General features: G+C 64.4%; 23 protein-coding genes. 11 read left to right on the top strand and 12 right to left on the bottom strand.

The window, feature by feature from the left end:
- The first annotated feature begins 21 nt into the window (after nucleotides 1-21).
- The gene (locus tag I6L45_RS06775) at nucleotides 22-1122 is read left to right on the top strand and encodes a polyamine ABC transporter substrate-binding protein (RefSeq protein WP_216983778.1); all 1101 of its coding nucleotides are present in this window, start codon (nucleotides 22-24) and stop codon (nucleotides 1120-1122) included.
- A gap of 198 nt (nucleotides 1123-1320) precedes the next feature.
- On the opposite strand, the gene I6L45_RS06770 is transcribed toward I6L45_RS06775, so the two are convergent.
- Nucleotides 1321-1875, bottom strand: a complete 555-nt coding sequence (locus tag I6L45_RS06770) for a hypothetical protein (protein ID WP_216983777.1) — start codon at nucleotides 1873-1875, stop codon at nucleotides 1321-1323.
- A 309-nt stretch (nucleotides 1876-2184) separates the two neighbouring features.
- Between I6L45_RS06770 and I6L45_RS06765 the strand changes: the two genes are divergently transcribed.
- On the top strand, nucleotides 2185-2589 hold the full coding sequence (locus tag I6L45_RS06765; protein WP_216983776.1) for a g-type lysozyme inhibitor: 405 nt from the start codon (nucleotides 2185-2187) through the stop codon (nucleotides 2587-2589).
- A 61-nt stretch (nucleotides 2590-2650) separates the two neighbouring features.
- Here the strand turns inward: I6L45_RS06765 and I6L45_RS06760 are convergent, their stop codons facing one another.
- From I6L45_RS06760 to norV, 8 genes are all read right to left on the bottom strand, one after another.
- Nucleotides 2651-3871, bottom strand: a complete 1221-nt coding sequence (locus I6L45_RS06760; RefSeq protein WP_216983775.1) for an aromatic amino acid transporter — start codon at nucleotides 3869-3871, stop codon at nucleotides 2651-2653.
- Between the two features lie 195 nt (nucleotides 3872-4066).
- Complete coding sequence (locus I6L45_RS06755; RefSeq protein ID WP_216983774.1) at nucleotides 4067-5281, bottom strand: aromatic amino acid transporter; 1215 nt, start codon at nucleotides 5279-5281, stop codon at nucleotides 4067-4069.
- A 70-nt stretch (nucleotides 5282-5351) separates the two neighbouring features.
- The gene (tnaA, locus tag I6L45_RS06750; protein ID WP_216983773.1) at nucleotides 5352-6818 is read right to left on the bottom strand and encodes a tryptophanase; all 1467 of its coding nucleotides are present in this window, start codon (nucleotides 6816-6818) and stop codon (nucleotides 5352-5354) included.
- Nucleotides 6819-7020: 202 nt separating this feature from the next.
- Entirely contained in the window at nucleotides 7021-7092 is a 72-nt protein-coding gene (gene tnaC, locus I6L45_RS20175) for a tryptophanase leader peptide (RefSeq protein ID WP_223302601.1), read from the bottom strand.
- 179 nt (nucleotides 7093-7271) lie between these two features.
- A complete protein-coding gene (locus I6L45_RS06740; RefSeq protein ID WP_216983772.1) occupies nucleotides 7272-8489 on the bottom strand; it encodes a 4Fe-4S binding protein in 1218 nt (405 codons plus the stop codon).
- Between the two features lie 119 nt (nucleotides 8490-8608).
- Nucleotides 8609-8950, bottom strand: a complete 342-nt coding sequence (locus tag I6L45_RS06735) for a DUF1971 domain-containing protein (protein ID WP_216983771.1) — start codon at nucleotides 8948-8950, stop codon at nucleotides 8609-8611.
- A 51-nt stretch (nucleotides 8951-9001) separates the two neighbouring features.
- Nucleotides 9002-10153 carry an NADH:flavorubredoxin reductase NorW gene (gene norW / locus I6L45_RS06730; RefSeq protein WP_216983770.1) on the bottom strand — a complete coding sequence of 384 codons (1152 nt, stop codon included), beginning with the start codon at nucleotides 10151-10153 and terminating at the stop codon, nucleotides 9002-9004.
- Nucleotides 10150-11631: an anaerobic nitric oxide reductase flavorubredoxin gene (gene norV, locus I6L45_RS06725; RefSeq protein ID WP_216983769.1), complete on the bottom strand. Its 1482-nt coding sequence runs from the start codon at nucleotides 11629-11631 to the stop codon at nucleotides 10150-10152. Before norV ends, norW begins: the two co-directional genes overlap by 4 nt.
- A 170-nt stretch (nucleotides 11632-11801) precedes the next feature.
- Here norV and norR point away from each other — a divergent pair, with 170 nt between their 5' ends.
- A complete protein-coding gene (gene norR / locus I6L45_RS06720) occupies nucleotides 11802-13328 on the top strand; it encodes a nitric oxide reductase transcriptional regulator NorR (protein WP_254204377.1) in 1527 nt (508 codons plus the stop codon).
- A 90-nt stretch (nucleotides 13329-13418) separates the two neighbouring features.
- On the opposite strand, the gene I6L45_RS06715 is transcribed toward norR, so the two are convergent.
- Nucleotides 13419-14423: a substrate-binding domain-containing protein gene (locus I6L45_RS06715; RefSeq protein WP_042074022.1), complete on the bottom strand. Its 1005-nt coding sequence runs from the start codon at nucleotides 14421-14423 to the stop codon at nucleotides 13419-13421.
- A 435-nt stretch (nucleotides 14424-14858) separates the two neighbouring features.
- Here I6L45_RS06715 and I6L45_RS06710 point away from each other — a divergent pair, with 435 nt between their 5' ends.
- From I6L45_RS06710 to I6L45_RS06685, 6 genes are all read left to right on the top strand, one after another.
- Complete coding sequence (locus I6L45_RS06710) at nucleotides 14859-15980, top strand: branched-chain amino acid ABC transporter substrate-binding protein (protein ID WP_043763942.1); 1122 nt, start codon at nucleotides 14859-14861, stop codon at nucleotides 15978-15980.
- Between the two features lie 64 nt (nucleotides 15981-16044).
- Complete coding sequence (livH, locus tag I6L45_RS06705; protein ID WP_134696701.1) at nucleotides 16045-16971, top strand: high-affinity branched-chain amino acid ABC transporter permease LivH; 927 nt, start codon at nucleotides 16045-16047, stop codon at nucleotides 16969-16971.
- The gene (locus I6L45_RS06700) at nucleotides 16971-18239 is read left to right on the top strand and encodes a high-affinity branched-chain amino acid ABC transporter permease LivM (RefSeq protein ID WP_216984185.1); all 1269 of its coding nucleotides are present in this window, start codon (nucleotides 16971-16973) and stop codon (nucleotides 18237-18239) included. The genes livH and I6L45_RS06700 overlap by 1 nt, the downstream gene beginning before the upstream one ends.
- Complete coding sequence (livG, locus tag I6L45_RS06695) at nucleotides 18236-19009, top strand: high-affinity branched-chain amino acid ABC transporter ATP-binding protein LivG (protein WP_216983768.1); 774 nt, start codon at nucleotides 18236-18238, stop codon at nucleotides 19007-19009. The genes I6L45_RS06700 and livG overlap by 4 nt, the downstream gene beginning before the upstream one ends.
- Nucleotides 19010-19020: 11 nt before the next feature.
- The gene (locus tag I6L45_RS06690; protein WP_216983767.1) at nucleotides 19021-19722 is read left to right on the top strand and encodes an ABC transporter ATP-binding protein; all 702 of its coding nucleotides are present in this window, start codon (nucleotides 19021-19023) and stop codon (nucleotides 19720-19722) included.
- Between the two features lie 79 nt (nucleotides 19723-19801).
- Nucleotides 19802-20647 (top strand): AraC family transcriptional regulator, encoded by an 846-nt coding sequence (locus I6L45_RS06685; RefSeq protein ID WP_216983766.1) that lies wholly within the window; start codon nucleotides 19802-19804, stop codon nucleotides 20645-20647.
- Here I6L45_RS06685 and I6L45_RS06680 read toward each other — a convergent pair.
- On the bottom strand, nucleotides 20626-21219 hold the full coding sequence (locus I6L45_RS06680; protein WP_254204376.1) for a LysE family translocator: 594 nt from the start codon (nucleotides 21217-21219) through the stop codon (nucleotides 20626-20628). The two genes, I6L45_RS06685 and I6L45_RS06680, sit on opposite strands and share 22 nt — an antisense overlap.
- 163 nt (nucleotides 21220-21382) lie before the next feature.
- Between I6L45_RS06680 and glpE the strand changes: the two genes are divergently transcribed.
- The gene (gene glpE / locus I6L45_RS06675) at nucleotides 21383-21706 is read left to right on the top strand and encodes a thiosulfate sulfurtransferase GlpE (protein WP_043763931.1); all 324 of its coding nucleotides are present in this window, start codon (nucleotides 21383-21385) and stop codon (nucleotides 21704-21706) included.
- 23 nt (nucleotides 21707-21729) lie between these two features.
- Nucleotides 21730-22563, top strand: a complete 834-nt coding sequence (gene glpG / locus I6L45_RS06670) for a rhomboid family intramembrane serine protease GlpG (protein WP_134696740.1) — start codon at nucleotides 21730-21732, stop codon at nucleotides 22561-22563.
- 187 nt (nucleotides 22564-22750) lie between these two features.
- On the opposite strand, the gene I6L45_RS06665 is transcribed toward glpG, so the two are convergent.
- Nucleotides 22751-25183: a VolA/Pla-1 family phospholipase gene (locus I6L45_RS06665; protein ID WP_216983765.1), complete on the bottom strand. Its 2433-nt coding sequence runs from the start codon at nucleotides 25181-25183 to the stop codon at nucleotides 22751-22753.
- Nucleotides 25184-25259 lie beyond the last annotated feature (76 nt).

Below are 25259 nucleotides of genomic sequence, written 5' to 3'. Positions count from 1 at the left end.
TGCAACATGGAGATCACTGTCATGAAGACACTCACCCGCCTGTTTGCCACCAGCCTGCTGGCTGGCTCCCTGCTCTCTCCCGCCGTCCAGGCCAGGACCGGAGAGCTGCATGTCTACAACTGGTCCGACTATATCACCGACCAGGCGCTGACCGATTTCAAGGCCCAGACCCAGATCAAACTCTCCTACGACGTCTTCGACACCAACGAGGCGCTCGAGTCCAAGCTGCTGGCCGGCCGCTCCGGCTACGATGTGGTGGTCCCGTCCAACATGTTCCTGGCCAAGCAGGTGCAGGCGGGGGTGTTCCTCAAGCTCGATCGCAGCAAGCTGCCCAACTGGCAGCACCTCGATCCCAAGCTGATGCAGCTGCTGCAGGAGAACGACCCCGGCAACGAGCACGCCGTGCCCTACATGTATGGCACCGTGATCATGGGGTACAACGTCGACAAGGTGAAGGAGGCGCTCGGTGACCAGGCGCCGGTCGACAGCTGGGATCTCATCTTCAAGAAGGAGTACGCCAGCAAGCTCGCCAAGTGCGGCATCACCCTGCTCGACTCCCCTGCCGAGATCATCCCCATCGCCCTCAACTATCTGGGCCTGCCCCCCAACAGCACCAGCCCGGCGGACTACGAGAAGGCCAAGGAGCTGCTGCTGTCGGTGCGGCCCTATATCCGCTACTTCCACTCGTCCAAGTACATGAACGACATCGCCAACGGCGATATCTGCGTGGCGGTGGGCTATTCCGGCAGCTTCTACCAGTTCGGCAACATCGCCAAGGATGCCGGCAACGGGGTCAAGGTGGCCATGCGCCAGCCCAAAGAAGGGGCCCCCATCTGGTTCGACATGCTGGCCATCCCCAAGGATGCCCCCAACGTCGACGAAGCCTACCAGTTCATCAACTTCCTGCTGCAACCCAAGGTGATCGCCCCCATCAGCGACAAGACCGGCTATCCCAACCCCAACAAGGAGGGCATCGGCCTGGTGAAGAGCGAGATCCGCGACAACCCGGATCTGGTGCCCACCGCCGAGGGGATGACGCACCTCTTCCCCCTCAAGCCGCTGCCCGCCAAGGCTGAGCGGGCACGCACCCGCATCTGGACCACCATCAAGTCGGGAGTCTGATCCGACCGATGCAAAGAGGGGCCGTCAGGCCCCTTTCTGCATCTCCTGTCACCCGATCAGCCCACAAGTGCCATAGGCGCAGGGTGATCGGTCATCAGTGTCAGTGACGCTGCCACCACCCCGCCACGAAAAAAAGCGCCTTTGGAGGGCGCTTTTGGTGATCGATCGTTGCCGATCCCGTCAATGGCACGACAACCGCTACTCCACCGGCGCCATCAGGTGCTGATAGGGGGTACCCGACCACATGATGTAGGGGGCCGAGGTGTCAGGGGAAGGGCCTTTCGGATACTGATCGTAGAAGGCGTCCTCGGCGCCGACGATCATCACGTGGGGCCCGGTCTGCAACCAGTTGTTGCTGGTGGTGGGCTGGGTCGCGTAGGGGTCGGTATTGCTGGCATCGGTACCGCCCTTGAGCATGTACATGAAGCCGATCTTGCCCTTGGGCGGGGGCTCGTGGCTGATCCAGGCGTGGGCCCAGGCCATCGCGGCCGCGTCCATGCACATGGGGTCCGGCCCCGGCGTGGCCGGGTTGTCGGGCATGCAGGTAAAGCTGTTCTTGCCCTCGCGCAGGGTGCGCATCTTGCCATCGGCGCCCATGGCAACGATGGCGGCATTGGCGCCGACCCTGGCGGGGGCCGCCGACATGGCGCTGGCGATCATCGCCTCGTCTGTCATCGCCGCGCCATCGGCCATCTCTTCGGCCTGCGCCAGGCCGGCCAGGGCAATGGCCGCGAGCGCTCCAAGGGTGGACATGTGCTTGCACATAACGTCTGTCTCCCGATTGGTTGGAGGGATCACACAGGGCCTGACTACCATGGCGGCCATGCTGCCGGGCAGCAGCTGTCTGGTGGGGGACGGGGTGATCGACAGATGACGTCAGGGGATCACAGCCCGGGGGACTGCGTTGAACCCGGGGCGCCATCTGTCTGACTATAGCCCCTCCCGGCCCCTCCCCTGGACAACCTGGCCACAGGAGCAGACCTCTGGCTCCCTGGCCCCCCTGGGGCTATCTTGTCACCAGGCCCCGGCGAGGGGATCCGTTGAACGAACAAGGGGGAATGAATGAAAAGAGCCATCACGGCGGCCCTGCTGACCATGGCCATGGCCGCCGGCGCACAGGCCGCCGACAAGATCACCACTGTGCCCGTGCAGTTTGCCAAGGGGGCCCACAGCGCCCAGGTGAAGGGCAACTTCTCGGGCTACGACACCATCCACTACACCCTGGTCGCCAAGGCCGGGCAGACCATGAAGGTCACCATCGCCGGCAGCGACAACGCCAACTTCAATGTCTACGCCCCCGGCGCCATCCCGGGTCAGGCCGAAGCCATGGGCTCCGGCTATGTGGGCGAACAGTGGCAAGCCACCCTGCCCAGCTCCGGCAAGTACCTGATCCAGGTCTACCAGATGCGCGCCTCCGCCCGTCGTGGCGAGCAGGTGCCCCACACCCTGTCGGTCAGCATCCAGTAACCGTCTTGCCCCCATGAGAAACGGCGCCCGAAGGCGCCGTTTTGCTTTATCACCAGACGAGTCAGCCCTTGTAGGCGGGCAGCAGGTCCACCATGTTGAGCAGGTGGAAGGCGGCGGTCAGCACGCCGAACAGGATCACCAGGGCAATCATGAAGACGCCACCGGGGGCGCGGAAGCCCTCGCCCTCTTCCTCGCGCCGGGCCGCCCGCACCTTCCAGGCCAGCAGGGGCGGGATGATGCAGGTCCACAGGGTCGCCACGGCGCCCGCATAGCCGATGGCCACCAGGAAGCCGAATGGGAACAGGAGCGACAGCACCAGGGGTGGCAGGAAGGTCACCGCCCAGGACTTGGCACGGCCGCCGCGGCTGTTGTCGAACTTGAACAGGTCCGCCAGGTAGTCGAACACCCCGAGCCCCACCCCGATGAAGGAGGAGAGGATGGCCGCCATGGAGAAGGCGTTGAGGGCGCTGGCCACCGCCCTGGACTCAGTTACCGAGCCCAGTGCCTTGAGCAGGGCATCCACGTTGCCCCCTTCTGCGATCACCGGGCCGAACTCGCTGCGGGGCAGGTTGCCAAAGACGCTCACCAGCCAGATGAGGTAAAACGCGAGCGCGATCAGGGTGCCCCCCAGGATGGCACGGCTGGCACGGCGCTCCTCGCCGTAGTAGGCGCGCATGGACGACACCGAGTGGTGATAGCCGAAGGAGGTGAGCGCTACCGGCAGCATCACCAGGGCATAGGGGGCATAGCTGACTTCACTGCCCACCCGGTCGAGCAGCAGGTCGAGGCGGACGTTCATCGACAGGCCGGAGATGCCGAAGGCAAAGCTCAGCCCCATCAGGATCACCAGCAGCACGGAGATGCGATCCACCGCCCGGGTGGAGTGCCACACCAGCAGGGAGAAGACCAGGGTGAAGAGGATGGAGGATAACTGGCTGCCCATCCCCGTCATGCCGTCGATGATGAGGCCGGCCGAGGTGATGTAGGCGTAGAGCAGGATGCCGCCGACGAAGTAGACGCTCAGGTTGTTGAGGGCGTTGACCTTCTCCCCCAGCAGATCCCGGGTCACGGTATCGAAGGAGACGCGCAGGGGATAGCCCCGATAGGATTCCAGCAGCATCCAGCCGGAGACCGTCATCACCACCATGGTCAGTGCCACCGCGAGCATGGACCAGAGGGTCCAGGCGCCCGCCCCCGCACTCGGCAGCCCCAGCATGCCGGCCCCCACACAGACGCCGGCAATGATGCATGCCCCGCCCACCAACGATGGTTTCTGTTCCATTACTCCCCCAAACGGATTGTCGACTGGTCACGGCACACCGCCGTGCTTCTCCTGCGTTCGCCATTGCTGGCGCGGGGGACTTTACCCTGCATGCCTCCGGGTATCAAATCCGGAGGGAAAATGGGGGGAAACAAACGGGATCCTGCGCCCCGTCCATGACATGTGCTGGACGGGGCCAGGTTCAGACCACCCGGGTCATCCGGTGTAGACGGGCAGCAGGTTCGCCATGGCCATCAGGTGGAAGATGGCGGTCAGCACCCCGAAGACGATGACCGCCAAGATCATGGGCTGGCCGCCGGGGGCCCTGAAGCCCGCCTCTTCCGGGGCCAGCTCCCGGGACTTCTTCGCCAGCAGGGCGGGGATGATGCAGGCCCAGACGGTCGCCGCGGCGCCTGCATAGCCGATGGCCACCACGAAGCCGAACGGGAACAGCAGAGAGAACGCCAACGGCGGCAGGAAGGTCACGGCCCAGGACTTGGCACGCCCCTGGCGGCTGTTGTCGAACTTGAACAAATCCGCCAGATAGTCGAACACCCCGAGCCCCACCCCGATGAAGGAGGAGAGGATGGCCGCCATGGAGAAGAGGTTGATGGCCTGGGAGACCTGCCTGGACTCGATCACCGAGGCCAGCGCCCCGAGCAGCACGTCCACGTCGCCCCCCTTGGCGATGACGGGCCCGAAGGCGCTGCGGGGCAGGTTGCCGAAGATGCTGAGCAGCCACAGCAGGTAGAGGGCCAGCGCGATCAGGGTGCCCCCCAGGATCGCCTGCTTGGCCTTGTGCTCCTCGCCGTAGTAGGCGCGCATCGAGGCCACCGAATGGTGGTAACCGAAGGAGGTGAGCGCCACCGGCAGCATGGCCAGGGCGTAGGGGGCCTGGCCCAGCTCCTCGGCGACCGTGCTGAACAGCATGGCGGTGTCGATCTTGCTGGCGAGCCCCGAGACCCCGAACACGAAGCTCAGCACCATAAAGGCGATCAGGACCACGGAGATGCGATCCACCGCCCGGGTCGAATGCCAGACAAACCAGGAGAACGCCAGCACGAACAGGACGGAGGCCAGCTGATTGTCGATGCCGAGCAGGCCGCCCAAGATCAGCCCCGACGAGGTGATATAGGCATAGAGCAGGATGCCGCCCACGAAATAGACGGTCAGGTTGTTGAAGACATTGATCTTGTGACCGAGCAGATCTCTGGTCACCGAATTGAAGGAGGCGGTCAGCGCATAGGGTTTGAAGGCTTCCAGCAGCATCCAGCCGGAGACCGTCATGATGACCATGGTGAGAATGATGGCGAGCGATGACCAGGTGGTCCAGGCCCCGGCTCCCGCACTCGGCAGCCCCAGCATGCCGGCGCCAACACAGACGCTGGCAATGATGCAGGCCCCCCCGATGACGGACGGTTTTGATGTCATGTGTGTCACTCCCGAAACTTCACAAAGCTGCGAAAAAAAAGGGCACAGAAAAATCTGTGCCCCTGACTCGTTATGCTTCTATCAATTTTTTCTGCGCCTTGCCGGCTGCCTGGTCGTTATGCTCGACCTCTTTCAGTCTGGCGGTGAAGTGGCGCAGCACCGCCGGCTCGTAAATGAAGTCGAGCCCCTTCACCCGATGGGCGTTCTTCTTCACCTCGCCGAAGGCCTCGATGACAAAGTCCATGTGGGTCTGGGTATAGGTGGCACGCGGAATGGTCAGGCGCAGCAGCTCCGCCGGGCAGGGGTGCTGCTTGCCGGTGGCCGGATCCCGGCCCAGCAGCAGGGAGCCGATCTCCACCGCGCGGATGCCGGCGACCTTGTAGAGCTCGCACGCCAGGGCGTGGGCCGGGAACTGATCCGCCGGGATGTGCGGCAGCAGCTTACCCGCGTCGACGAAGGCCGCGTGCCCCCCTGCCTGCTGGCACACCACGCCGATGGCTTCCAGGCCGTCCACCAGGTACTGCACCTGGCCGATGCGATAGGCCAGCCAGTCCTGGCGCATGCCGTCACGCAGACCCACCGCCAGGCGCTCCATGGCCCCCCCTTCCAGGCCGCCATAGGTCGGGAAGCCCTCCTGCACCACGCACAGGGTGCGGCACTCGGTGTAGACGTCCAGCATGCTGTCGTCCTTGAAGCAGAGCAGGCCCCCCATCTGCACCATGGCATCCTTCTTCGCGGACATGGCGAGGCCGTCCGCGTACTTATAGGACTCCTTGGTGATCTCCTCGATGGTCCAGTTCGCGTAGCCGGGTTCGCGCTGCTGGATGAAGTAGGCGTTCTCGGCGAAGCGGGCGGAGTCCATGATGACCGGGATGTCGTACTTTTTGGCGATCTCGTAGACCGCCTTCAGGTTGGCAATCGACACCGGCTGGCCGCCGGCGGAGTTGCAGGTGATGGTGCTGACGATGTAGGGCACGTTGGCCGGGCCCGCCTCCAGGATGGCCGCTTCCAGCTTGTCGAGATCGAAGTTGCCCTTGAAGTCGGCGGTCACCGAGGTGTCGAACGCCTCCTTGGTGTAGACGTTCTTGGCGACGCAGCAGTTGATCTGGGTGTGACCCTGGGTGGTGTCGAAGAAGTAGTTGGAGAGCGCCACCATCTTCTTGCGATCCAGCCCCTTCTCCTGCTCCCGCTTCTTGATGAGCACCGGGATGTAGATCTGCTCGGCGCCACGCCCCTGGTGGGTGGGGATGGTCAGGGAATAGCCGAAGATCTCCTGCACCGCCTGCTGCAGCGCATAGTAGCTGCGGCTGCCGCTGTAGGCTTCGTCGCCGCGCAGCATGGCGGCCTGCATGTCCTGGGTGATGGCGCCGGTGCCGCTGTCGGTCAGCAGGTCGATGAAGACGTCCTCGCTGTCCAGCAGGAAGGGGTTCATGCCCGCCCGGACGATGGCCTCTTCCCGGTAGGCGCGGGTGGTGCGCTTGACCGGCTCGATGACACGAATGCGGAAGGGTTCGGGCAGATGTTTGAAGTTTTCCATAATATAAACACCCCAGAGTTAAATATTCAGAATGTGTCTCTTCTCCCGCCGAAAATAGAATATCCGGCAGGCAGAAAATATTGAGAATGGGTGCACGACATCGCCTCGCCAAATAAAGTGGCGAAGACCGGTGCAGCTTATTTCAGATTAGGTATTCAGACGGGCTCGTTGCATTGCGGGAATGCAGCGGCGCCGCGGGATATTACAGCGGGAAGAAGAACGCGATTTTATGGTCCAGGGTAAACCACTTGGGATAGCTGACCTTGATATTCATGTTGTTGCTCATCTGGTTGGAATTAACAACGCCAAATAACAGGGTTCATTATGGTGAGCCCTTGAATATGATCAATTGCAACATGAGCAATTTGGGATGGCGATAACAATTTGGCGGGGGATATTTATACAGGTCGCCGCAACGGGGCGGCCCTGTCCCGCCCCGACGCACCCGGTGACTCAGTGGCTCAGCCAGGGCAGCCGCTGCAGCAAGTCATAGCGGTCGGCCAGCGGTGTCTGGCTGACCCAGAGATCCAGCAGGCCGTAGGAGAGCAGCGGCAGCACCAGCAGCAACAGGCAGATCAGCCCCAGCAGCCGGTGAGGGGCGAGTCTGCGCTCTTGAGTACCGAGGTGCAGGGCATCGGCCCGCTTCGGGCAGGCGGCCACACAGCTCAGGCAGCTGGTGCACTCGAGACTGCGCACCGCGATGAGCTGGTGCACCTGGATGCGCGACGGGCAGGCCCGGCTGCACTTGTCGCAGTCGTGGCCCAGGCTTCGCAGGCAGCGGGCCGGGTCGCGGCGGATGCGCAGGGGCGTCAGCAGACCGAGCAAGGCCAGCCAGGCGCCATAGGGGCAGAGATAGCGGCAGAACCCCTGGCGGAAGGTGGCGGTGAGCAGCAGCACCCAGCCGAGGCAGAGGCCCGAGATCGGGGTCAGATTGAAGAAGAAGGCCCCCATCTTCATGTCCGCCGCCTGATGGTAGGGGCTGGCGAGGTAGCCGGGCAGGGCGGCGGCCGGCACCGCGATCAGTACGATGAAGAGCAGGAAGCCGAGCACCAGAAACTTCTGGCCGCGCAACACGACATCGAACCAGCGCGGCGGCGTCCACTCCCCCGGCCACAGGCGACTGCGCAGGCCGTGCAGCCACTCCCCCACCAGCCCGAGGGGGCAGAACCAGGCACAGAAGGCCCGCCCCAGCAGTAGGGCCGACAACGAGAGCACCAGCACGGTGACGGTGGCCGCCGGGTGGTGCGGATCCACCAGCCCCTGCCCGAGCCAGGCCCGCAGCCCGAGCCCGCCAGCGATGGGCAGGAAGGCGTCCACCACGTCAGGGCGCCCCAGCCAGGGGCTTATCCCCTGCCCCAGCAGCCAGACATGCAGGCCGTACTGCAGCGTCACCAGCCCCCAGCAGAGTAACAGCAGCTGGCGCGTGTACGCCCGCAGCCGCTGACCGTCGAGCACCCCGAGGGCGGGGAGCGGCCGATAACGGTGCCAGAGGGCGAGCGCGGCGGCCACCAGCCCCACGCCGAGCCAGAGCAGGCTGTCCGCCGCCAGCAACCAGAGCATGAGCAGCAGGCCGAGAGCGAGGCGCCACGGCCAGCCCGATCGCGCCTGCCACGCCAGCAGCACCAGATAGGCCAGGCCGGCGGCCATGGTCACGGCTTCGATCACGCTCATGTTTCCCTCACTGCCTCATCCACCACTGGCGGCAAGGATAACGGACATCTGAGTTGACTGTTTTGATCTGCATGGGCAGAGGGGACATTCGCGCCCGATGCCCCTCCCATGGTTGGCCCTTATGCCTTGCGGCTGTGGAACAGGGGCTGGTCCGACGAACCCTGTTCGGCCCAGAAGTGGATGTTGAAGCGGGCATCCTCCGACAGCTCGACCCTGTGCCAGTACCGGGGCGGGCTGGTGGCAAACTCCCCGGCCCGGATCACCAGGGTGAGCTCAGGCTCCTCGGCCTGCTCGTCGGCGAAGCCGTGGTAGGTGACGGTCCCCGCCATCACGCAGAGCTGGCCGAACACCCCGGCCGCGGTGTTGTGGTGGCTCAAGAGCGCCGCGGGCACGTTGTCACGGGTGAAGAAGGGGGTGGAACGGCGCACCACCCAGTGGGACGGGATCAGTTGCATGGACATAGAAGTTCTCCTCGCGTGGCCGGGTCTACCCGGCCGGTGCAATGAAAGGGGTTAACGGGGCAGCTGACGCAGCAGCGGGAAGGCCGCGCTCATCTGGTCGCCCCCCACCACGAAGCCACACAGCTCGCCGGCTTGGTCGCGCGCCTCGGCCACCATGCCCTGGCTGTTCCAGCGGCACTGCCAGGCGAGATCCTCGCCCTTGGTGCGGCCCGCCAGTTGCAGCGGGTAGCGCGGCGTCTTCACCTTCACCAGCATGGGCGGCAGAGACAGCGCGGTCGGCGTGCCGAGCAGCGTCTTGGCCAGGGCATTGGCTCCCAGCAGGATGGGTTGCAGGAAGGGGAGCAAGCGGCCCTGCCACTCGGCGCAATCCCCCAGGGCGAAGATATGGGGGTCGCTGGTCTGCAGCCGATCGTCGACCCGGATGCCGCGCCCCACTGCCAGCCCGGCTTGCCGGGCCAGGGCCAGATTCGGCCGAAGGCCGATCGCGGCGATCACCAGATCCTGCTCGCTGGTTCGGCCATCGGTCAGGGTGACGCGCCAGCGCTCACCCGGCTGGGCGTCAATCCTGGCGAGACCCGTCCCGAATTGCAGGCTGACCCCCTGGGTGCAGAGCGCCTGCTGCAGCGGCTGGGTCAGGGCGGAGGGCAGCAGGGCGCTGAGCGGGCTGTCGGCCAGCTCCACCAGCGTCACCTCCTTGCCCGCGCTCGCCATGTCCATTGCCAGCTCGCAGCCAATCAACCCCGCCCCCAGCACCAGGATGCGACGCGCCTGGCATAGCTGCGCCTCGATGGCGGCATACTCCTGCTGGCTGTTGAGGGTGACCAGGGATTCGCTGCCCGGCAGATCGGGCCGCGCCGCGCTGGCCCCGGTGGCCAGCACCAGCTTGCCGTAGGGGAATTCCCCTCGTTCGGTCAGCACCAACCGCCGGGCAGGGTCGATGCCATGCACCGGGCAGTGGGGCAGCAGCGCGATGCGCTGCTGCTCGGCAAAATCGCTGCCACTCTGGCGGGTCATGGCCGCGGCAGGGCAGCCCCGGCTCACCACGTGGCTCAAGTCGGGCTTGTTGTACTCGTCGCCGGCGTCGGGGGTGATGAGGCGGATGGGCTGCTCGGCGTCCAGCTTGCGCAGGCTCTTGACCAGCTGCTGGGCGGCAAAGCCGCTGCCGATCACCACTATCTCGTCACTGCTGGGGACGGCGTTCATACGCAGGCCTCCACGGCGCAGGCTTCGAACACCTCCTTGCCGATGCCGCAGCCCGGGCAGAGGAAGCTGTCCGGCACCTGGGCCCAGGGGGTGCCCGGTGCCACCAGCTGATCCGGCTCGCCCTGGGCCGGGTCGTAGACCCACTGGCAGACGGTGCAGAGCATGGCCTGATCGTCGTCCCATTCAGCCGCCGGGGCAGCTTTCGGCTCAACAGCAGGCATCGCGGGGACGGGCGTCACGGTTGTCTGGGTTGTGGTGATCGGGCGAGGTGCGTCCAGAGGGTGTAACGCCCACTGACGGGCGAGCTGGCGGCCATGCTCGCGGCACTCGGCCAGCGCCGAACCATCCGGGCGCCACTTGGCCTTGAGGGAGAGGCTGATATCGAAGCCCGCATCCATCAGCCGGGTCTGGATCCGGTCCACCGCGCCACCGGTCCAGCCGTAGCTGCCGAAGGCCGAGGCGCGCTTGTTGCGAAAACGCAGGCCGGTGATCTCTTCGAGCATGCCCGCCACCTTGGGCATCATGACGTTGTTCATGGTGGAGGAGCCCACCAGTATCCCCTTGGAGCGGAACACCTGGGTCAGGATCTCGTTCTTGTCGTGGCGGGCCACGTTGTAGATCTTCACCGCCACGCCCTGGTCCACCTCGTGGATGCCCTGGGCGATGGCGTCGGCCATCATGCGGGTGTTGTTGGACATGGAGTCGTAAAACAAGGTGATGCGGTCTTCCTGATAGTGGTCGGCCCACTCCAGGTATTTCAGGATGATCCGGGTGGGGTCCTCGCGCCAGACGATGCCGTGGGAGGTGGCCACCATGCTCACCGGCAGGTTGAAGCCGAGCACTTCCTTGATCTTGGCGGTCACCAGGGGGCTGAAGGGAGTAAGGATGTTGGCGTAGTAGCGCTGGCACTGCTCCATCAGCTCGGTCTGATCCACCTCGTCGTTGAACAGGTGCTCGTCGCAGTAGTGCTGGCCGAAGGCGTCGTTGGAGAAGAGCACCGCATCCTCGGTCATGTAGGTCATCATGCTGTCGGGCCAGTGCAGCATGGGGGTCTCGATGAATACCAGCTGCTTGCCGTTGCCGATGTCCAGGCTGTCACCGGTCTTGACCGGGTGAAAGTTCCACTCCGGGTGGTGGTGGTGGCCGGTGATGGAATCGATGGCGTTGTGGGTGCAGTAGATGGGGGTGCCGGGGATGCGGGCCATCAGCTCGGTCAGGGCGCCGGCGTGATCCTCCTCGGCGTGGTTGATCACCACATAGTCGATGGCGGCGAGATCGATCTCGGCCGCCAGGTTCTGCACGAACTCGCGGCTGAACTTGTGATCGACGGTGTCGATCAGCACGTTCTTCCCTTCGCGGATGAGGTAGCTGTTGTAGCTGGTGCCCTTGTGGGTCTTGTACTCGGTGCCGTGGAAGTCCCGCACCTCCCAGTCCCGTTGGCCGACCCAGTGGATGTTGTTCTTGACGTGAATGCTCATCAGGCAGTTCCTCGAATGCAATAGTGGATGTTCGACTGAACTGGCTATTGCAGCGGGCGTGCCAACCTATAACTTGTTGTTTTTATTGGCAACAAAAACCAGAAATTGTCATTTAGACAATCACCGCATATAGTCAAAATCACAAATACAATGTCATTTGGACAATCATCGTGATCTCGACCGACAGCCTGGCGCGCATCGCCCTCGACCTGCAACTCGGCATCTCCCATCAGGACCGCTTCCACCGCCTGATCCAGAGCGTGCGCAGCCTGCTGAACTCGGATGCCTCGGCCCTGTTGCGCTACGAGGGGGGCCAGTTCATCCCGCTCGCCATCGACGGCCTGATGCAGGACGTGCTGGGGCGCCGCTTCGCCCTCAAGGATCACCCGCGCATGGAGGCCATCGCCCGCGCCGGCGACGTGGTGCGCTTCCCCGCCGACAGCAGCCTGCCCGACCCCTATGACGGCCTGCTGCCGGATCACGACGACTTCAAGGTGCACGCCTGCGTCGGCCTGCCGCTGTTCTCGGATCAGGCGCTGATTGGCGCACTGACCATAGACGGCATGAACCCGACCCAGTTCGACGCCATCAGCGACGAGGAGCTGCGGCTGGTGGGCGCCCTGGCCGCCGCCGCCCTCAACAATGCCCTGCTGCTGGAACGGCTCGCCCGCCAGAGCAGCGAGCCACTGGTCCCCGGCACCCGGCCCGGCCCTGAGCAGCCGGAGATGATCGGTCAGTCCCCCGCCATGGCCCGGCTGCGCCACGAGATCGAGGTGGTGGCCAGCTCGGAGCTGAACGTACTGATCCTGGGGGAGACCGGTGTGGGAAAAGAGCTGATCGCCAAGGCGGTGCATCAGGGTTCACCCCGCGCCAGCGCGCCCCTGGTCTACCTCAACTGCGCCGCCCTGCCGGAATCGGTGGCCGAGAGCGAGCTGTTCGGCCATGTGAAGGGGGCCTTCACCGGCGCCATCCACCACCGGGCGGGCAAGTTCGAGCTGGCGGACAAGGGCACATTGTTTCTCGACGAGATCGGAGAGCTGTCGCTGGCACTGCAGGCCAAGCTGCTGCGGGTGCTGCAATACGGCGATCTGCAGCGCATCGGCGACGACACCCCCCTCAAGGTCAATGTGCGCATCCTGGCGGCCACCAACCGGGATCTGAAACAGGCGGTGGTCGAGGGGCAATTTCGAAGCGATCTCTACCACCGGCTGAGCGTGTTCCCGATCCATGCCCCGGCGCTGCGTGAGCGCCCCGGCGACATTCCCCTGCTGGCCGGTTACTTTTGCGAGCGCTGCCGGCTCGGCCTGGGGCTGGAGCAGCTGCGTATCCAGCCACAAGCGCTGCAACTGCTCGAGGGGCACGACTGGCCCGGCAACGTGCGCGAGCTGGAACACGCCATCCACCGCGCCGCCGTGCTGGCCCGGGCCGAGCAGGGCAGCCCCTCGCCGACGCTGGCCCCCCACCACTTCAACCTGGGGGGGACGGGTTCACCCCCGCCCGTCGGCGCCGTTAGCCAGGCCGCCTCCCCGGTCGTTGCCGGCCTGGGCCTTCGCGCCGCCACCGATCTGTTCCAGCGCCAGCTCATCGAGCAGACCCTGACGGCCCACCAGGGCAACTGGGCGGCTACCGCCCGGGCGCTGGATCTGGACGGCGGCAACCTGCACAGGCTCGCCAGGCGGCTCGGCCTCAAGGCCTGACGCCCCCAGAGACGAGAAGCGCCCAAAAACAAAAACCCCCTCGGGATGGAGGGGGTTTTTCATGGGCCAGCCTCGCGGGCGGCGCAGGGATCAGCGCAGGGATTTGACCGAGCGGCGAACGATAAGCTCTGGCTGCACCGTCATGGACTCGACTTCCAGCTCCTTGTTGCGGATCCGGCTCACCAGCTGTTGCACCGCCAGCAGGCCGAGTTCGGCCTTGGGGTGGCGGATGGTGGTGAGCGGCGGGCTGGAGAAGCGCGCCATCTCCACGTCGTCATAGCCGATCATGGAGATGTCGTCCGGCACCTTGACCCCGGCTTCCCAGGCGGCACAAATGGCGCCGATGGCCATGGGGTCATCGAAGGCGAACACCGCGGTCGGGCGCGGGGTGAGGGCCAGGATGCGCTGCATGGCATCGAAGCCGCTCTGGCTCTCGTAGTCCCCTTCGAAGATCTGCTCGTCCTTCAGGGTCAGGCCCTGCTCGGCCAGGGCATCGCGCACCCCGTCCAGACGCTGCTGGGTGGTCGGCTTGGCGAGGTGACCCGTGATGCAGACGATGTCGGTGTGGCCCTGCTCCAGCAGATGGCGCACGGCCAGACGCGCACCGATGCGGGCGTTGTCGTTGATCACGTTGGCGAAGTCGCACTCGTTGCCCCAATCCAGCACCACCTGCGGCACGTTCTTGTGGATGCGCAGCATGTCCCTGAACTGGGTATCGATGTCGGTTCCCAGCACCAGCAGACCGTCGACCCGCTTCTCCATCAGCATGCGCAGATAGTGCTGCTGGCGGGGCGGCTGGTTCTCGGTATTGCAGAGGATCAGGCTGTACCCCTGCTCGAAGCAGTACGCCTCGACCCCCTGCACCACTTCCGCGAAGAAGGGGTTGGCACTGGTGGTCACCAGCATCCCGATGGTCTTGGTTGCATTGATCTTGAGGCTGCGCGCCACCGAGTTCGGCGCGTAGTTGAGTTCGGCCACCGCCTCAAGCACTTTCTGGGTTGCATCTTCGCTGACCCGACGGGTGTGATTGAGTACATGTGAGACGGTGGAGATGGATACGCCTGCCCGTGAGGCGACATCTTTGATAGTGGCCATCTCTGTCTCCTGAATAACAAAAGCGGAACAGTAGCAGATTTCCCGAATAAAGGCTTGGTTTTAACGAGAGCTGCCAGTGAATTGTCAATGCTGGCTAATCTAGGCGGTCATTTCTATTTGCGCAAACGAAATTTGGTCAAAATGAGAGCAGACGCAGAATGAAATATCGTCAGCTTTTTACTCTGATTTTCTGCCAACCAGCCCTGTGTTGTTAATATGTTAACCAAACAAAACAGGATTAAATTCCAAAACGACAAACATGGCAGGTTGTTTGCTCCACAAAACGCCCCCCCACCCCCGTCCGGTTAGTATCTTTAACATCTTGTTATTGCACGGTGAGGAATGATAGAACCTTATCTATCGCCGGGCTGGCGGGACACAGGCTCGGAATGACGTGCATAAAATGAAACATTTCACTGATTAAGGGACGAATCAATGCATAACTTCAGCAAAATGGCAGTCAGAGCAGCGGTTTCTTTGGCTCTGTTTGGATCAGTCTCCATGGCCAATGCGGCCGACACCATCAAGATCGGCATCGCCGGCCCCCTGACCGGCCCGGTCGCCCAGTACGGCGACATGCAGTTCACCGGTGGCAAGATGGCGGTCGAGCAGATCAACAAGGCCGGTGGCATCAAGGGCAAGCAGATCGAAGCCGTCATCTATGACGACGCCTGCGATCCCAAGCAGGCCGTTGCCATCGCCAACAAGGTGATCAACGACGGCGTCAAGTTCGTGGTCGGCCACCTCTGCTCCGACAACACCCTGCCCGCCTCCGACATCTATGAAGATGAAGGGGTGCTGATGGTGACTCCGGCCTCCACCAACCCCAAGATCACCGAGCGCGGCTACCAGCTGACCCTGCGCACCATCGGCCTGGACAGCGACCAGGGCCCGACCGCCGCCAAGTACATCATCGAGCAGGTCAAACCCCAGCGCGTGGCCGTCATCCACGACAAGAAGCAGTACGGTGAAGGCATCGCCTCCAGCGTGAAGGCCGCCCTGGACAAGGCCGGCGTCAAGGTCGTGGCCTATGAAGGCATCACCGCCGGCGACAAGGACTTCTCCGCCCTGATCGCCAAGCTGCAGAAAGAGAACGTGGACTTCGTCTATTACGGCGGCTACCACCCGGAGCTGGGCCTGATCCTGCGCCAGGCTGGCGAGAAGGGCCTGAAGGCCAAGTTCATGGGTCCGGAAGGGGTGGGTAACAAGGACATCTCCGCCATCGGCGGCCCGGCTTCCGAAGGCCTGCTGGTCACCCTGCCGAACAAGTACGACCTGGTCCCGGCCAACGCTCCCATCGTGGAAGCGTTCAAGGCCAAGGGTCAGGACTCCTCCGGTCCGTTCGTCTGGACCACCTACGCTGCCATGCAGGCCCTGGCTGCCGGTATCGCCAAGGCGGGTGAGGATGACCCGGCTGCCGTGGCTGCCGCCATCAAGGCTGCACCGATCGACACCGTCATGGGCCCCCTGACCTGGGCACCGAACGGTGACCTCAAAGGCTTCGAGTTCGGTGTCTTCCAGTGGCACGCCGACGGAACCTCCACCCAAGTCAAATAATCTGCCGACCGGGGTGACGTGAGTCACCCCTCCTTTCTTTACGGGCAAGTACAGGGAACGCAGTATGTCCGAACACTTTCTCTATCTGGTTCAGCAGTTGCTGAACGGATTGACCATAGGCAGCACCTATGCGTTGATCGCCATCGGCTACACCATGGTCTATGGCATCATCGGCATGATCAACTTCGCCCACGGCGAGGTTTACATGATCGGCTCCTATGTCGCTTTTATGGTGATGGCGGGGCTCATGATGATGGGCATCGACAGCACAGTGCTGCTGCTGGGGGGCGCCTTCCTCGTCAGCATCATCATCACCGGCAGCTATGGCTGGACCATAGAACGGGTGGCCTATCGCCCGCTGCGGGGTGGCAACCGCCTGATCCCCCTCATCTCCGCCATCGGCATGTCGATCTTCCTGCAAAACATGATGCGGATGGCACAGGGCTCGCGCGACATCGCCATGCCCACCCTGATCTCCGGGGGCTGGTCCCTCGGCGGTGAGGACGGCTTCCAGGCCAGCCTCTCCTACATGCAGCTCATCATCTTCGTGGTGACCTTCGTCACCATGCTGGCCCTGACCCAGTTCATCGGCCGCTCCCGCATGGGCCGCGCCTGCCGCGCCTGCTCGGAAGACATCAAGATGGCGAACCTGCTGGGGATAGACACCCATGTGGTCATCTCCATCACCTTCGTGCTGGGGGCAGCCCTGGCCGCCGTCGCCGGCGTGCTGCTCGGCATGTATTACGGCGTCATCAACCCCTACCTCGGCTTTATGGCCGGCTTGAAGGCCTTCACCGCCGCGGTATTGGGTGGCATCGGCAGCATTCCGGGTGCAGTGCTGGGCGGCCTGCTGCTGGGGGTGGTCGAGGCGCTCACCGCCGGCTACCTCAGCACCGAGTACAAGGATGTCATGGCCTTTGCCCTGCTCATCTTCGTGCTGCTCTTTATGCCGACCGGCATCCTGGGTCGTCCGGAAGTGGAGAAAGTATGATGAAACGCCAATTCATCCATGCCTGCATCGCCAGCCTGATGCTGCTGGTGCTCTCCTTCTGGTTGCTCGGCTTCAAGCTGGAGACCGAGGGCTCCCGCCTGCTGGTGGTGAGCCGCCTCGATGTGTCGCTGGCCTGGCTGCTGGGGGGCGCCACCATCGTCTTCTGGTTCCAGATGCTGCGCGGCCAGATCGCGCGCCTGTTCCAGGCCTCCATCAGCGGCTTCTCCGTCGGCTTCACCAAGCTGGTGCTGCCGAGCCCGGAGGAGGCGCCCAAGCTCTATAACCTGACTGCCGTGCTGGTGCTGCTGTTCGCGGTGAGCTGGCCCTTCATGGCCTCCCGCGGCGCCATCGATCTGGCCACACTCACCCTGATTTACATCATGCTGGGGCTGGGCCTGAACGTGGTGGTGGGCCTCGCCGGCCTGCTGGACCTCGGCTATGTTGGCTTCTACGCGGTCGGTGCCTACAGCTACGCCCTGCTCAACAGCTACTTCGGCCTGAGCTTCTGGGAGTGTCTGCCCATCGCCGGCCTGATGGCAGCCACCTTCGGCTTCCTGCTCGGCTTCCCGGTGCTGCGGTTGCGGGGGGATTATCTGGCCATCGTGACTCTGGGCTTTGGCGAGATTATCCGCATCCTGCTCAACAACATGACCAGCCTGACCGGCGGCCCGAACGGGATCTCCGGCATTCCCAAGCCGACCCTGGGGGGCCTGGAGTTCAACCGTACCGTGAAGGATGGCGGCTTCGAGACCTTCCACGAGTTCTTCGGCATCGCCTACAACGCGAACCACAAGGTGATCTTCCTCTACCTGATGGCGCTGGTGCTGGTGATCGCCACCCTGTTCGTCATCAACCGCCTGCTGCGCATGCCGCTCGGCCGCGCCTGGGAGGCGCTGCGGGAGGACGAGATCGCCTGCAAATCCCTGGGGCTCAACCCCACCATCATCAAGCTGACCGCCTTCACCATAGGCGCCTGCTTCGCGGGCTTCGCCGGCAGCTTCTTCGCCTCGCGCCAGGGCTTCATCAGCCCGGAGTCCTTCGTCTTCATCGAGTCGGCCATCGTACTGGCCATCGTGGTGCTGGGGGGCATGGGCTCCCAGATCGGGGTGGTGCTGGCGGCCATCGTCATGACGGTGCTGCCGGAGCTCGCCCGCGAGTTCAACGAATATCGCATGCTGATGTTCGGTCTCTTGATGGTATTCATGATGATCTGGCGGCCGCAGGGACTGCTGCCCATGAGTCGACCCCATATGGAGCTGCGTAAATGAGCAACAATCACACATTGTTGGATGTCTCAGATCTGTCGATGCGCTTCGGCGGCCTGCTCGCGGTCAACGGCGTCAAGCTGGACGTGAACAAGGGGGAGGTGATCTCCATCATAGGCCCCAACGGCGCAGGCAAGACCACCATCTTCAACTGCCTGACCGGCTTCTACCGCCCGAGCGGCGGCGTCATCCGCTACAAGGGCGAGGAGATCCAGGGCCTGCCCGGCCACCTCATCGCCCGCAAGGGAATCGTGCGGACCTTCCAGCACGTGCGCCTGTTCAAGGAGATGACGGCGGTGGAAAACCTGCTGGTGGCCCAGCACAGGCACCTCAACACCGGCTTCCTCGCCGGCCTGTTCAAGACCCCCTCCTTCCGCCGCGCCGAGAAAGAGGGGCTGGAGCAGTCCGCCTTCTGGCTGGAGAAGGTGGGGCTCAAGGATCTCGCCAACCGCGCCGCCGGCAACCTGGCCTATGGCCAGCAGCGCCGCCTAGAAATAGCCCGCTGCATGGCGACCCGGCCCGAGCTGCTGATGCTGGATGAACCGGCCGCCGGCCTCAACCCCCACGAGACGGACGAGCTCAACGAGCTCATCTCCAACCTGAGGGACGAGTTCGGGGTGTCAGTGTTGTTGATAGAGCACGATATGAAGCTGGTGATGGAGATCTCCAACCGCATCTTCGTGGTCAACCAGGGCACGCCCCTGGCCAACGGCAAGCCGGACGACATTCGTAGCAACCCGGCCGTGATCAAGGCCTATCTGGGCGAGTCATAGGAAGAAGCAAGATGTTAGAACTTCGCAACGTATCGACCCATTACGGCAAGATCCAGGCGCTGCACGACGTCAGCGTCGAAGTGAAAGAGGGCGAGATCGTCACCCTGATCGGTGCCAACGGCGCCGGCAAGACCACCCTGCTGATGACGCTCTGTGGCGAACCCAAGCCCAGCAGCGGCAGCATCTGGTTCGAGGGGGAGCAGATCAACGACCTCAGCACCGCCCGCATCATGCGCAAGGACATCGCCGTGGTGCCGGAGGGGCGTCGCATCTTCGCCCGCCTGACGGTGGAGGAGAACCTGCTGATGGGGGCCTTCTTCGTCGACAAGGCGGAGCAGCAGGGCCTGCTGGATCAGATCTTCGCCCTGTTCCCCCGGCTGCACGAGCGGCTGGATCAGCGGGCCGGCACCATGTCCGGCGGCGAACAGCAGATGCTGGCCATCGGCCGCGCCCTGATGAGCAAGCCGCGCCTGCTGCTGCTGGATGAACCCTCCCTGGGGCTGGCCCCCATCGTCATCCAGCAGATCTTCGACACCATAGAGCAGCTGCGCCAGAAGGGGATGACCATCTTCCTGGTGGAGCAGAACGCGAACCAGGCGCTCAAGCTGGCGGATCGCGGCTATGTGCTGGAGAACGGCCGCGTGGTGCTGCAGGACACCGGGGAGGCCCTGCTGGCCAACCCGGCCGTCCGCCAGGCCTACCTCGGCGGCTAAGCGTGCATTGCCACCCCATCTCCCCCGACCGCGCCCACCCGGCGCGGCCGGGGGAGACTCCCGCCCGGGGGCTCACCCCTTGAGCCGGTCGAGGGAGAGACAGGATCACCACCACTTCTGGCACGACCCCGCCCTACCCTTCATCGAGGCGCGTGCGGTACAGGATGGTCGACGCGTCTGCTACGACAAGCACAGCCACCCCCACTTCTCCATCGGCGCCATCACCGGCGGCCACAGCCACTACCTCAACCAGCGCAGCCGGCAGGAGGTCGGTCGCGGCAGCCTGGTGCTGATGAACCCGGAGGAGGTACACGCCTGCAACCCCATTGCCGACCAGCCCTGGTCCTATCTGATGTTCTACCTGGATACCGGCTGGCTGCAGCGCCAGCAGGAGGAGGCGGGACTGGGGGCCGAATTTCGCCCCTTCGACATGACCGCGAGCCGGGATCCCCTGCTCTATCCGGGGCTGTGCCGGCTCCATCGGCAACTGGTGCAGGAGCCGGATCCCCTGGCTCGCGAGGTGGCCTGCCACCTCTTCAGCCGACAATTGCTGGCCAGGCTCACCCCGGCCAGCTGGGACGATCGCCCGCCCCAACACCTGCAACGGGCCGCCGAGCTGATGCAGGACGAGAGTGCCTGCGCCCTCACCCTGGCGCAGCTGAGCGCGGTGGCAGGGCTCACCCCCTCCCACTTCGTGCGCGCCTTCAGCCGCCACTACGGCATGACGCCCCACGCCTACCTGCTCGATCGCCGCATCCGCCACGCCCGCACCCTGCTCAGGCAAGGCCACCCCCTGGCCGACGTGGCCCTGGCGAGCGGCTTCGCCGATCAGGCGCACTTCCAGCGCCAGTTCAAGCGCCGGGTTGCCGCCACCCCGGGGCAGTACCGCGCCGGGCTCGCTCCTCAGGACGAGCGCACCAGATAGACCGCGCTGAGCAGCAACAGCAGCGCCATGGCCCGGTTGAACCCACGCAGCCGACGGGGCGACACCAGCCACCCCTGCAATCGACTGCCCGCATAGGCCCAGCAAGCGATGGAGCCGAGGCAGATCACCAGATAGAGGGCGGTGAACAGCATTATCTGCCCCACCCCGCCCGCGATCCCGTAGGCCCCCATCCCCATGCTGGCCGCCAGCCAGGCCTTGGGGTTGAGCCACTGCATCAGGGCACCGTACCAGAAGGCGGGCGGCACGCCGTCCACCCCCTCCACCCGACCGGAGTCCACCAGCAACTGCCAGGCCAGGTAGCACAGAAAGAGCACGCCGCCCCAGTGCAGGACGCCGGCCACCAGGGGCCAGCGGGACAGGGCGCCGCCAAGCCCCAGCCCCATCAGCAGGAGCAGCAGGATGAAGCCGAGGGTGGCCCCCACCACGTGGCGCAGGCTGGCCAGGAAGCCGTAACGGGCGCCGGCGCCGAGGGCGACCAGGTTGACCGGGCCGGGGGAGATGGACATGGCCAGGGCAAACCCGGCCATGGACAACAACAGACTGATTTCCATGGGTGATGCTCATACAAGGGAGTGAGTCACCAGCCTATCCAGCCCGCGCCGACCGATATTGAAGAAAATTGCGATCCCCTGAAATGCGGGCGCATTGCGCACTTAGCGCCAGCCCCGGCTTGCGGTAAACTGCCCCTCAATCCTCCATTTTCAGGACATCTCAATGGACCAGTTTGCCCATATCAGCGCCCATGATGCCCACCAGAAGCTGAGCGCCGGTGAAGCCCGTCTCGTGGACATTCGCGACCCCCAATCCTTCGAGACCGCCCATGCGGTCGGCGCCTTCCACCTGACCAATGGTTCTTTGGTTCGCTTTATGAACGAGGTGGACTTCGACACCCCGGTCATCGTGATGTGCTATCACGGCAACAGCAGCCAGGGGGCGGCCCAATACCTGCTGCAGCAGGGCTATGACGAGGTGTACAGCCTGGATGGCGGCTTCGAGGCCTGGCGCAGGGAGTTCCCGATCCAGGCGGGCGATGCATGACGGGTGACCAGGCCCCCTCCGGCATGATCCAGCTGCTGGTGCTGGGAGACGCCCGCATGGCCCAGGCGCTGGTGGACTACCTCGCCACCCTGGGCATCCCGTGCGAGCTGACCCAGTCCGAGCTCGGCGTCTCGGTCTGGCTGGCGGACGAGCGACGCCTCGCCCAGGCCCAGCAGGAGGTCAAACGCTTCCTGGCCGAGCCGAGCCACCCCCGCTACATGGAAGCCTCCTGGCAGTCCGGCCGGGCCGACGCCCGCATCGACTACAGCAAGGGGATGACGGATCCGGTCACCGATTTCCTCCACCAGGCGGGCCCCCTGACCCTGGTGGTCATCATCGCCTGTCTGGCCATCTACGCCCTGGATGCCATCGGCCTGCCCATCTTCGATGAGCTCGCCTTCCACCCCACCCTGGCCCAGTTCACCGACTGGCAGGCGTGGCGCTACATCACCCCGGCCTTCATCCACTTCTCGGTGTTGCACCTGGTGTTCAACCTGCTGTGGTGGTGGTACCTCGGCGGCCAGATCGAGCAGCGCCTCGGCAGCGGCAAGCTGTTCATCCTGCTCATCGTCGGGGCCGCCCTGCCCAACATCGCCGAGTTCTTCGCGAGCGGCCCGCGTTTCGGCGGCCTCTCCGGGGTGGTCTATGCCCTGCTCGGCTACAGCTGGCTGCGGGCCAGGCTGCAGCCAGCCTGCGGCCTCGCCATGCCGCCGGCCCTGATGGGCTTCATGCTGGTCTGGCTGGTGCTCGGCTTCTTCGACATGCTAGGCACCAGCACCGCCAACATGGCCCACCTGGCGGGCCTGCTGGTGGGACTGGCTCAGGGCTGGCTGGACAGGCACCACAAGCCGGTGTGAGGCCTGGTTGTCGGCCACTGCTCGGCAGCCATAGTGACCGCCAACATGGCTCATCTGGTGGGTCTGCTGGTCGGCCTGCTGCAAGGCTGGCTGGACAGGCACCACAGGCCAGCCTGACGATCCCTGTACTCATTGCCAGAAACGAAAACGCCGCCCCGAGGGGCGGCGTTTTTATTGGCCAACAGGCTTACTGCTTGAGCAGGGTGGGATCGGTCACCTTGACCGCAGTGCCGCCGCTCATGAAGAAGCTGGCAAACTGGGTCTGCATTTCTGTGGTGACGGCGCCGGTCGGATCGAAGTTCTCGTCCGGTGCCAGCAGCGAGCTGTGACCACCGGCCACGAAGCGGGCGGCATGATGGACCGCCCCCAGCTGGGTGTCGCTGAGCTCGCCCAGACCGAGCACCTTGAACAGCGGCTCGGTGCCCCCCAGAGGCGCGCTGACGATGCTGTTCGGGATCACCCGATCCGAGAGCTTGAGCGCGCCGTCGCCGACGACTTCAGTGGCAAATAGCGGGAAGCTCGCCGCGATGCCGCTGCCGAGGTTGATCGGGTCGGCCGAATCCAGCACCGACTGGGCCGCGAAGCTGTAGCTCTGCAGGGTGCTGGCCGCGCTCGCCTGGGTGGCGGCATCCAGGCTCGGCAGGAACTCGTTGACGAAGCAGGTCGGTACCGCCGCCTTGCAGTTCGGGGCGTAGGCGGTGAAGGCCGTCTTCAGGGCGGCGCTGCCAGAGGTCAGCACGCTCATCTGGATCGTCGGGCCGAAGGTCGGCGAGTTCAGCAGCAGCGGCGCTATGCCGCCACCCGGCATGGCCAGACCACCGGTGTCGAACTTGAACAGGGCATCCGCCTGGTCGCTGCCAAGAGACTGGTTGGCGACCCCCAGCAGGCTGGCCCCCGCGATGGCCCCCAGGGAGTGACCCAGGAAGTGAACCTTGAGGCTGCCCTTCTGACCGATGGCGTTCTGGCTGTTGGCCAGGCCCACCGCCAGACGCAGACCCAGCAGATCCGCCACGCTCTGTTTCAGGTTGTCTCGTGCCACCGTCAGGTAGCTCAGGTTCAGGTAGGGGGTCGGGTTGTCGGAGGTGGTCACCGAGTCCATGCTGCCGGTCAGGGCGAAGCCGCGCTCGCCGTGCAGCGGATGATCGATCACCACCACGGCCACGTTCTTGCCTGCCTGCATGCCGGCATAGATCTGACCCAGGGCCAGGGCGTAGGCGTTCTCCTTCACCGAGGTGACGCCGTGCTGATAGATGATCACGTCTGTGATGGTGTTCAGGGCATCCTTGGCGAAGATGCGCATCGGCACGGACTGCACCTCTTCCAGCGCCGGCAGCGGGTTGAAGCGACCCACGTTCATCTCGGGATCCAGCGCCTTGCCGCCGGAGGTGAGAGTCACCCCGATCAGCTTGCTCGCCTCCGCCAGCAGCTCGGCCTGACGGGTCGGATCGGCGATGAGTTCGCCCAGCAGGTCCGGATCCACGCCCGCCCCCACCAGACCGCCGATCACCTCGGTATCCTGAGCCTTCAAGGCGTTGGCGATGGCGTACAGGCTGGGGATGGCACCGTGCCAGGACTGGGTCTTCGCCTTGTCCCAGGAGCCGGCGGTGGCCGGGGAAGAGAGGAAGTAGGGCAGCTTGACGGTGCCGGTATAGACCTTAGTGACATTTGCGACAGGGGTTAAACCGGCGGCAGCGACTCCAGCTTTAATTGCCTCTTTTGAATCTACAGGCAGTAACAGGTCCGATACGTTATCAAGTGCATCCATGAAAAGAGGAGCACTAGCATCCCAACTAGCCATGTAAGTACCGGGCAGGCTGGTGTTGCCCAGGGCGTCCTGCTTCCATACCTTGGCGGCATCCAGAGTGGCCGGATCGGCCTTGAGCACGGCCGCGGCCGCCCCCTTCACCGCCACCAGCACGTCGGCACCGGACTGGGTACCGAACCAGTCGGAGAAGATGACGTGGTCGCTGGTGATACCGGTGGCTGCCTTGAACAGCCCTTCCTGCAGCGCGATCAGGCCGCTGATGGTCTGCTCCTGGGCGGTGCCGCCCGTGGTGCCCTTGTAGCTGCTGTAGTCGCTACCCGGACGCAGAGGGTTGCCGGTGCTGTCCTTGAGCGCATCGGTCGCCACTATCATGTAGTAGGAGGAGGGGTTGAGCGGCTTGAGCGGCACCAGATTCAGCTTGCCGGTCGACTCGGCGACCACGAAGTCCACCCCGTAGGTCAGGACCTTCTTCACGCCGCTCGGGCGCAGGGCGGAGCTGTCAAAGTCCAGCTCCATCAGGTAGAGGGGGGCCACCGAGGCGGCGAACTCGGCGGCAGCCGGCGCCTTGACCTGGATACCGGAGGCCGTCACGGGCACGATCTGGATCGCCTGGGTGGTAGACCAGCCATCCAGGGTAGAGAGTGCGGAGACAGGGTTGGAGAGATCGGCCGTTTCCGTCGAGAACTTCAGGGTGCCGTCGGTGGCACGGGCAGCCAGGGCGCTGGGTCGCACCGCATTGGAACCGCTCAGCAGATAATCGAGATAGCTTGAGGTATCGCCTGTGTTGTCGTCACTGCCACCACAACCGCTCAGCAGCGCACTGATGACGGCGGCATAAATTAGCTTTTTCTTCATATCCTTATCTCTTTTATGTTGTTATCCATGATGAGCCTGACGGGGTAGGGTTCAAACCCGACCGAGCCATATTAAC

It is taken from the genome of Aeromonas sp. FDAARGOS 1415 (assembly GCF_019048365.1).
Lineage (GTDB): Bacteria > Pseudomonadota > Gammaproteobacteria > Enterobacterales > Aeromonadaceae > Aeromonas > Aeromonas taiwanensis.
The sequence above is the reverse complement of the archived record's forward strand: the minus strand, read 5'-3'. Positions and strand labels throughout refer to the sequence as shown.

Bases quoted from the DNA above. Each gene is read 5' to 3' on its own strand.
- I6L45_RS06755 (WP_216983774.1), bottom strand. From the start codon at position 5,281: ATGACATCAAAACCGTCCGTCATCGGGGGGGCCTGCATCATTGCCAGC.
- norW (WP_216983770.1), bottom strand. From the start codon at position 10,153: ATGAACGCCGTCCCCAGCAGTGACGAGATAGTGGTGATCGGCAGCGGC.
- I6L45_RS06715 (WP_042074022.1), bottom strand. From the start codon at position 14,423: ATGGCCACTATCAAAGATGTCGCCTCACGGGCAGGCGTATCCATCTCC.
- I6L45_RS06775 (WP_216983778.1), top strand. From the start codon at position 22: ATGAAGACACTCACCCGCCTGTTTGCCACCAGCCTGCTGGCTGGCTCC.
- glpG (WP_134696740.1), top strand. From the start codon at position 21,730: ATGATCCAGCTGCTGGTGCTGGGAGACGCCCGCATGGCCCAGGCGCTG.
- livG (WP_216983768.1), top strand. From the start codon at position 18,236: ATGAGCAACAATCACACATTGTTGGATGTCTCAGATCTGTCGATGCGC.
- livH (WP_134696701.1), top strand. From the start codon at position 16,045: ATGTCCGAACACTTTCTCTATCTGGTTCAGCAGTTGCTGAACGGATTG.
- I6L45_RS06680 (WP_254204376.1), bottom strand. From the start codon at position 21,219: ATGGAAATCAGTCTGTTGTTGTCCATGGCCGGGTTTGCCCTGGCCATG.
- I6L45_RS06765 (WP_216983776.1), top strand. From the start codon at position 2,185: ATGAAAAGAGCCATCACGGCGGCCCTGCTGACCATGGCCATGGCCGCC.
- I6L45_RS06760 (WP_216983775.1), bottom strand. From the start codon at position 3,871: ATGGAACAGAAACCATCGTTGGTGGGCGGGGCATGCATCATTGCCGGC.
- I6L45_RS06735 (WP_216983771.1), bottom strand. From the start codon at position 8,950: ATGTCCATGCAACTGATCCCGTCCCACTGGGTGGTGCGCCGTTCCACC.
- glpE (WP_043763931.1), top strand. From the start codon at position 21,383: ATGGACCAGTTTGCCCATATCAGCGCCCATGATGCCCACCAGAAGCTG.
- I6L45_RS06665 (WP_216983765.1), bottom strand. From the start codon at position 25,183: ATGAAGAAAAAGCTAATTTATGCCGCCGTCATCAGTGCGCTGCTGAGC.
- I6L45_RS06740 (WP_216983772.1), bottom strand. From the start codon at position 8,489: ATGAGCGTGATCGAAGCCGTGACCATGGCCGCCGGCCTGGCCTATCTG.
- I6L45_RS06710 (WP_043763942.1), top strand. From the start codon at position 14,859: ATGCATAACTTCAGCAAAATGGCAGTCAGAGCAGCGGTTTCTTTGGCT.
- I6L45_RS06700 (WP_216984185.1), top strand. From the start codon at position 16,971: ATGAAACGCCAATTCATCCATGCCTGCATCGCCAGCCTGATGCTGCTG.
- I6L45_RS06690 (WP_216983767.1), top strand. From the start codon at position 19,021: ATGTTAGAACTTCGCAACGTATCGACCCATTACGGCAAGATCCAGGCG.
- tnaA (WP_216983773.1), bottom strand. From the start codon at position 6,818: ATGGAAAACTTCAAACATCTGCCCGAACCCTTCCGCATTCGTGTCATC.
- I6L45_RS06770 (WP_216983777.1), bottom strand. From the start codon at position 1,875: ATGTCCACCCTTGGAGCGCTCGCGGCCATTGCCCTGGCCGGCCTGGCG.
- norV (WP_216983769.1), bottom strand. From the start codon at position 11,631: ATGAGCATTCACGTCAAGAACAACATCCACTGGGTCGGCCAACGGGAC.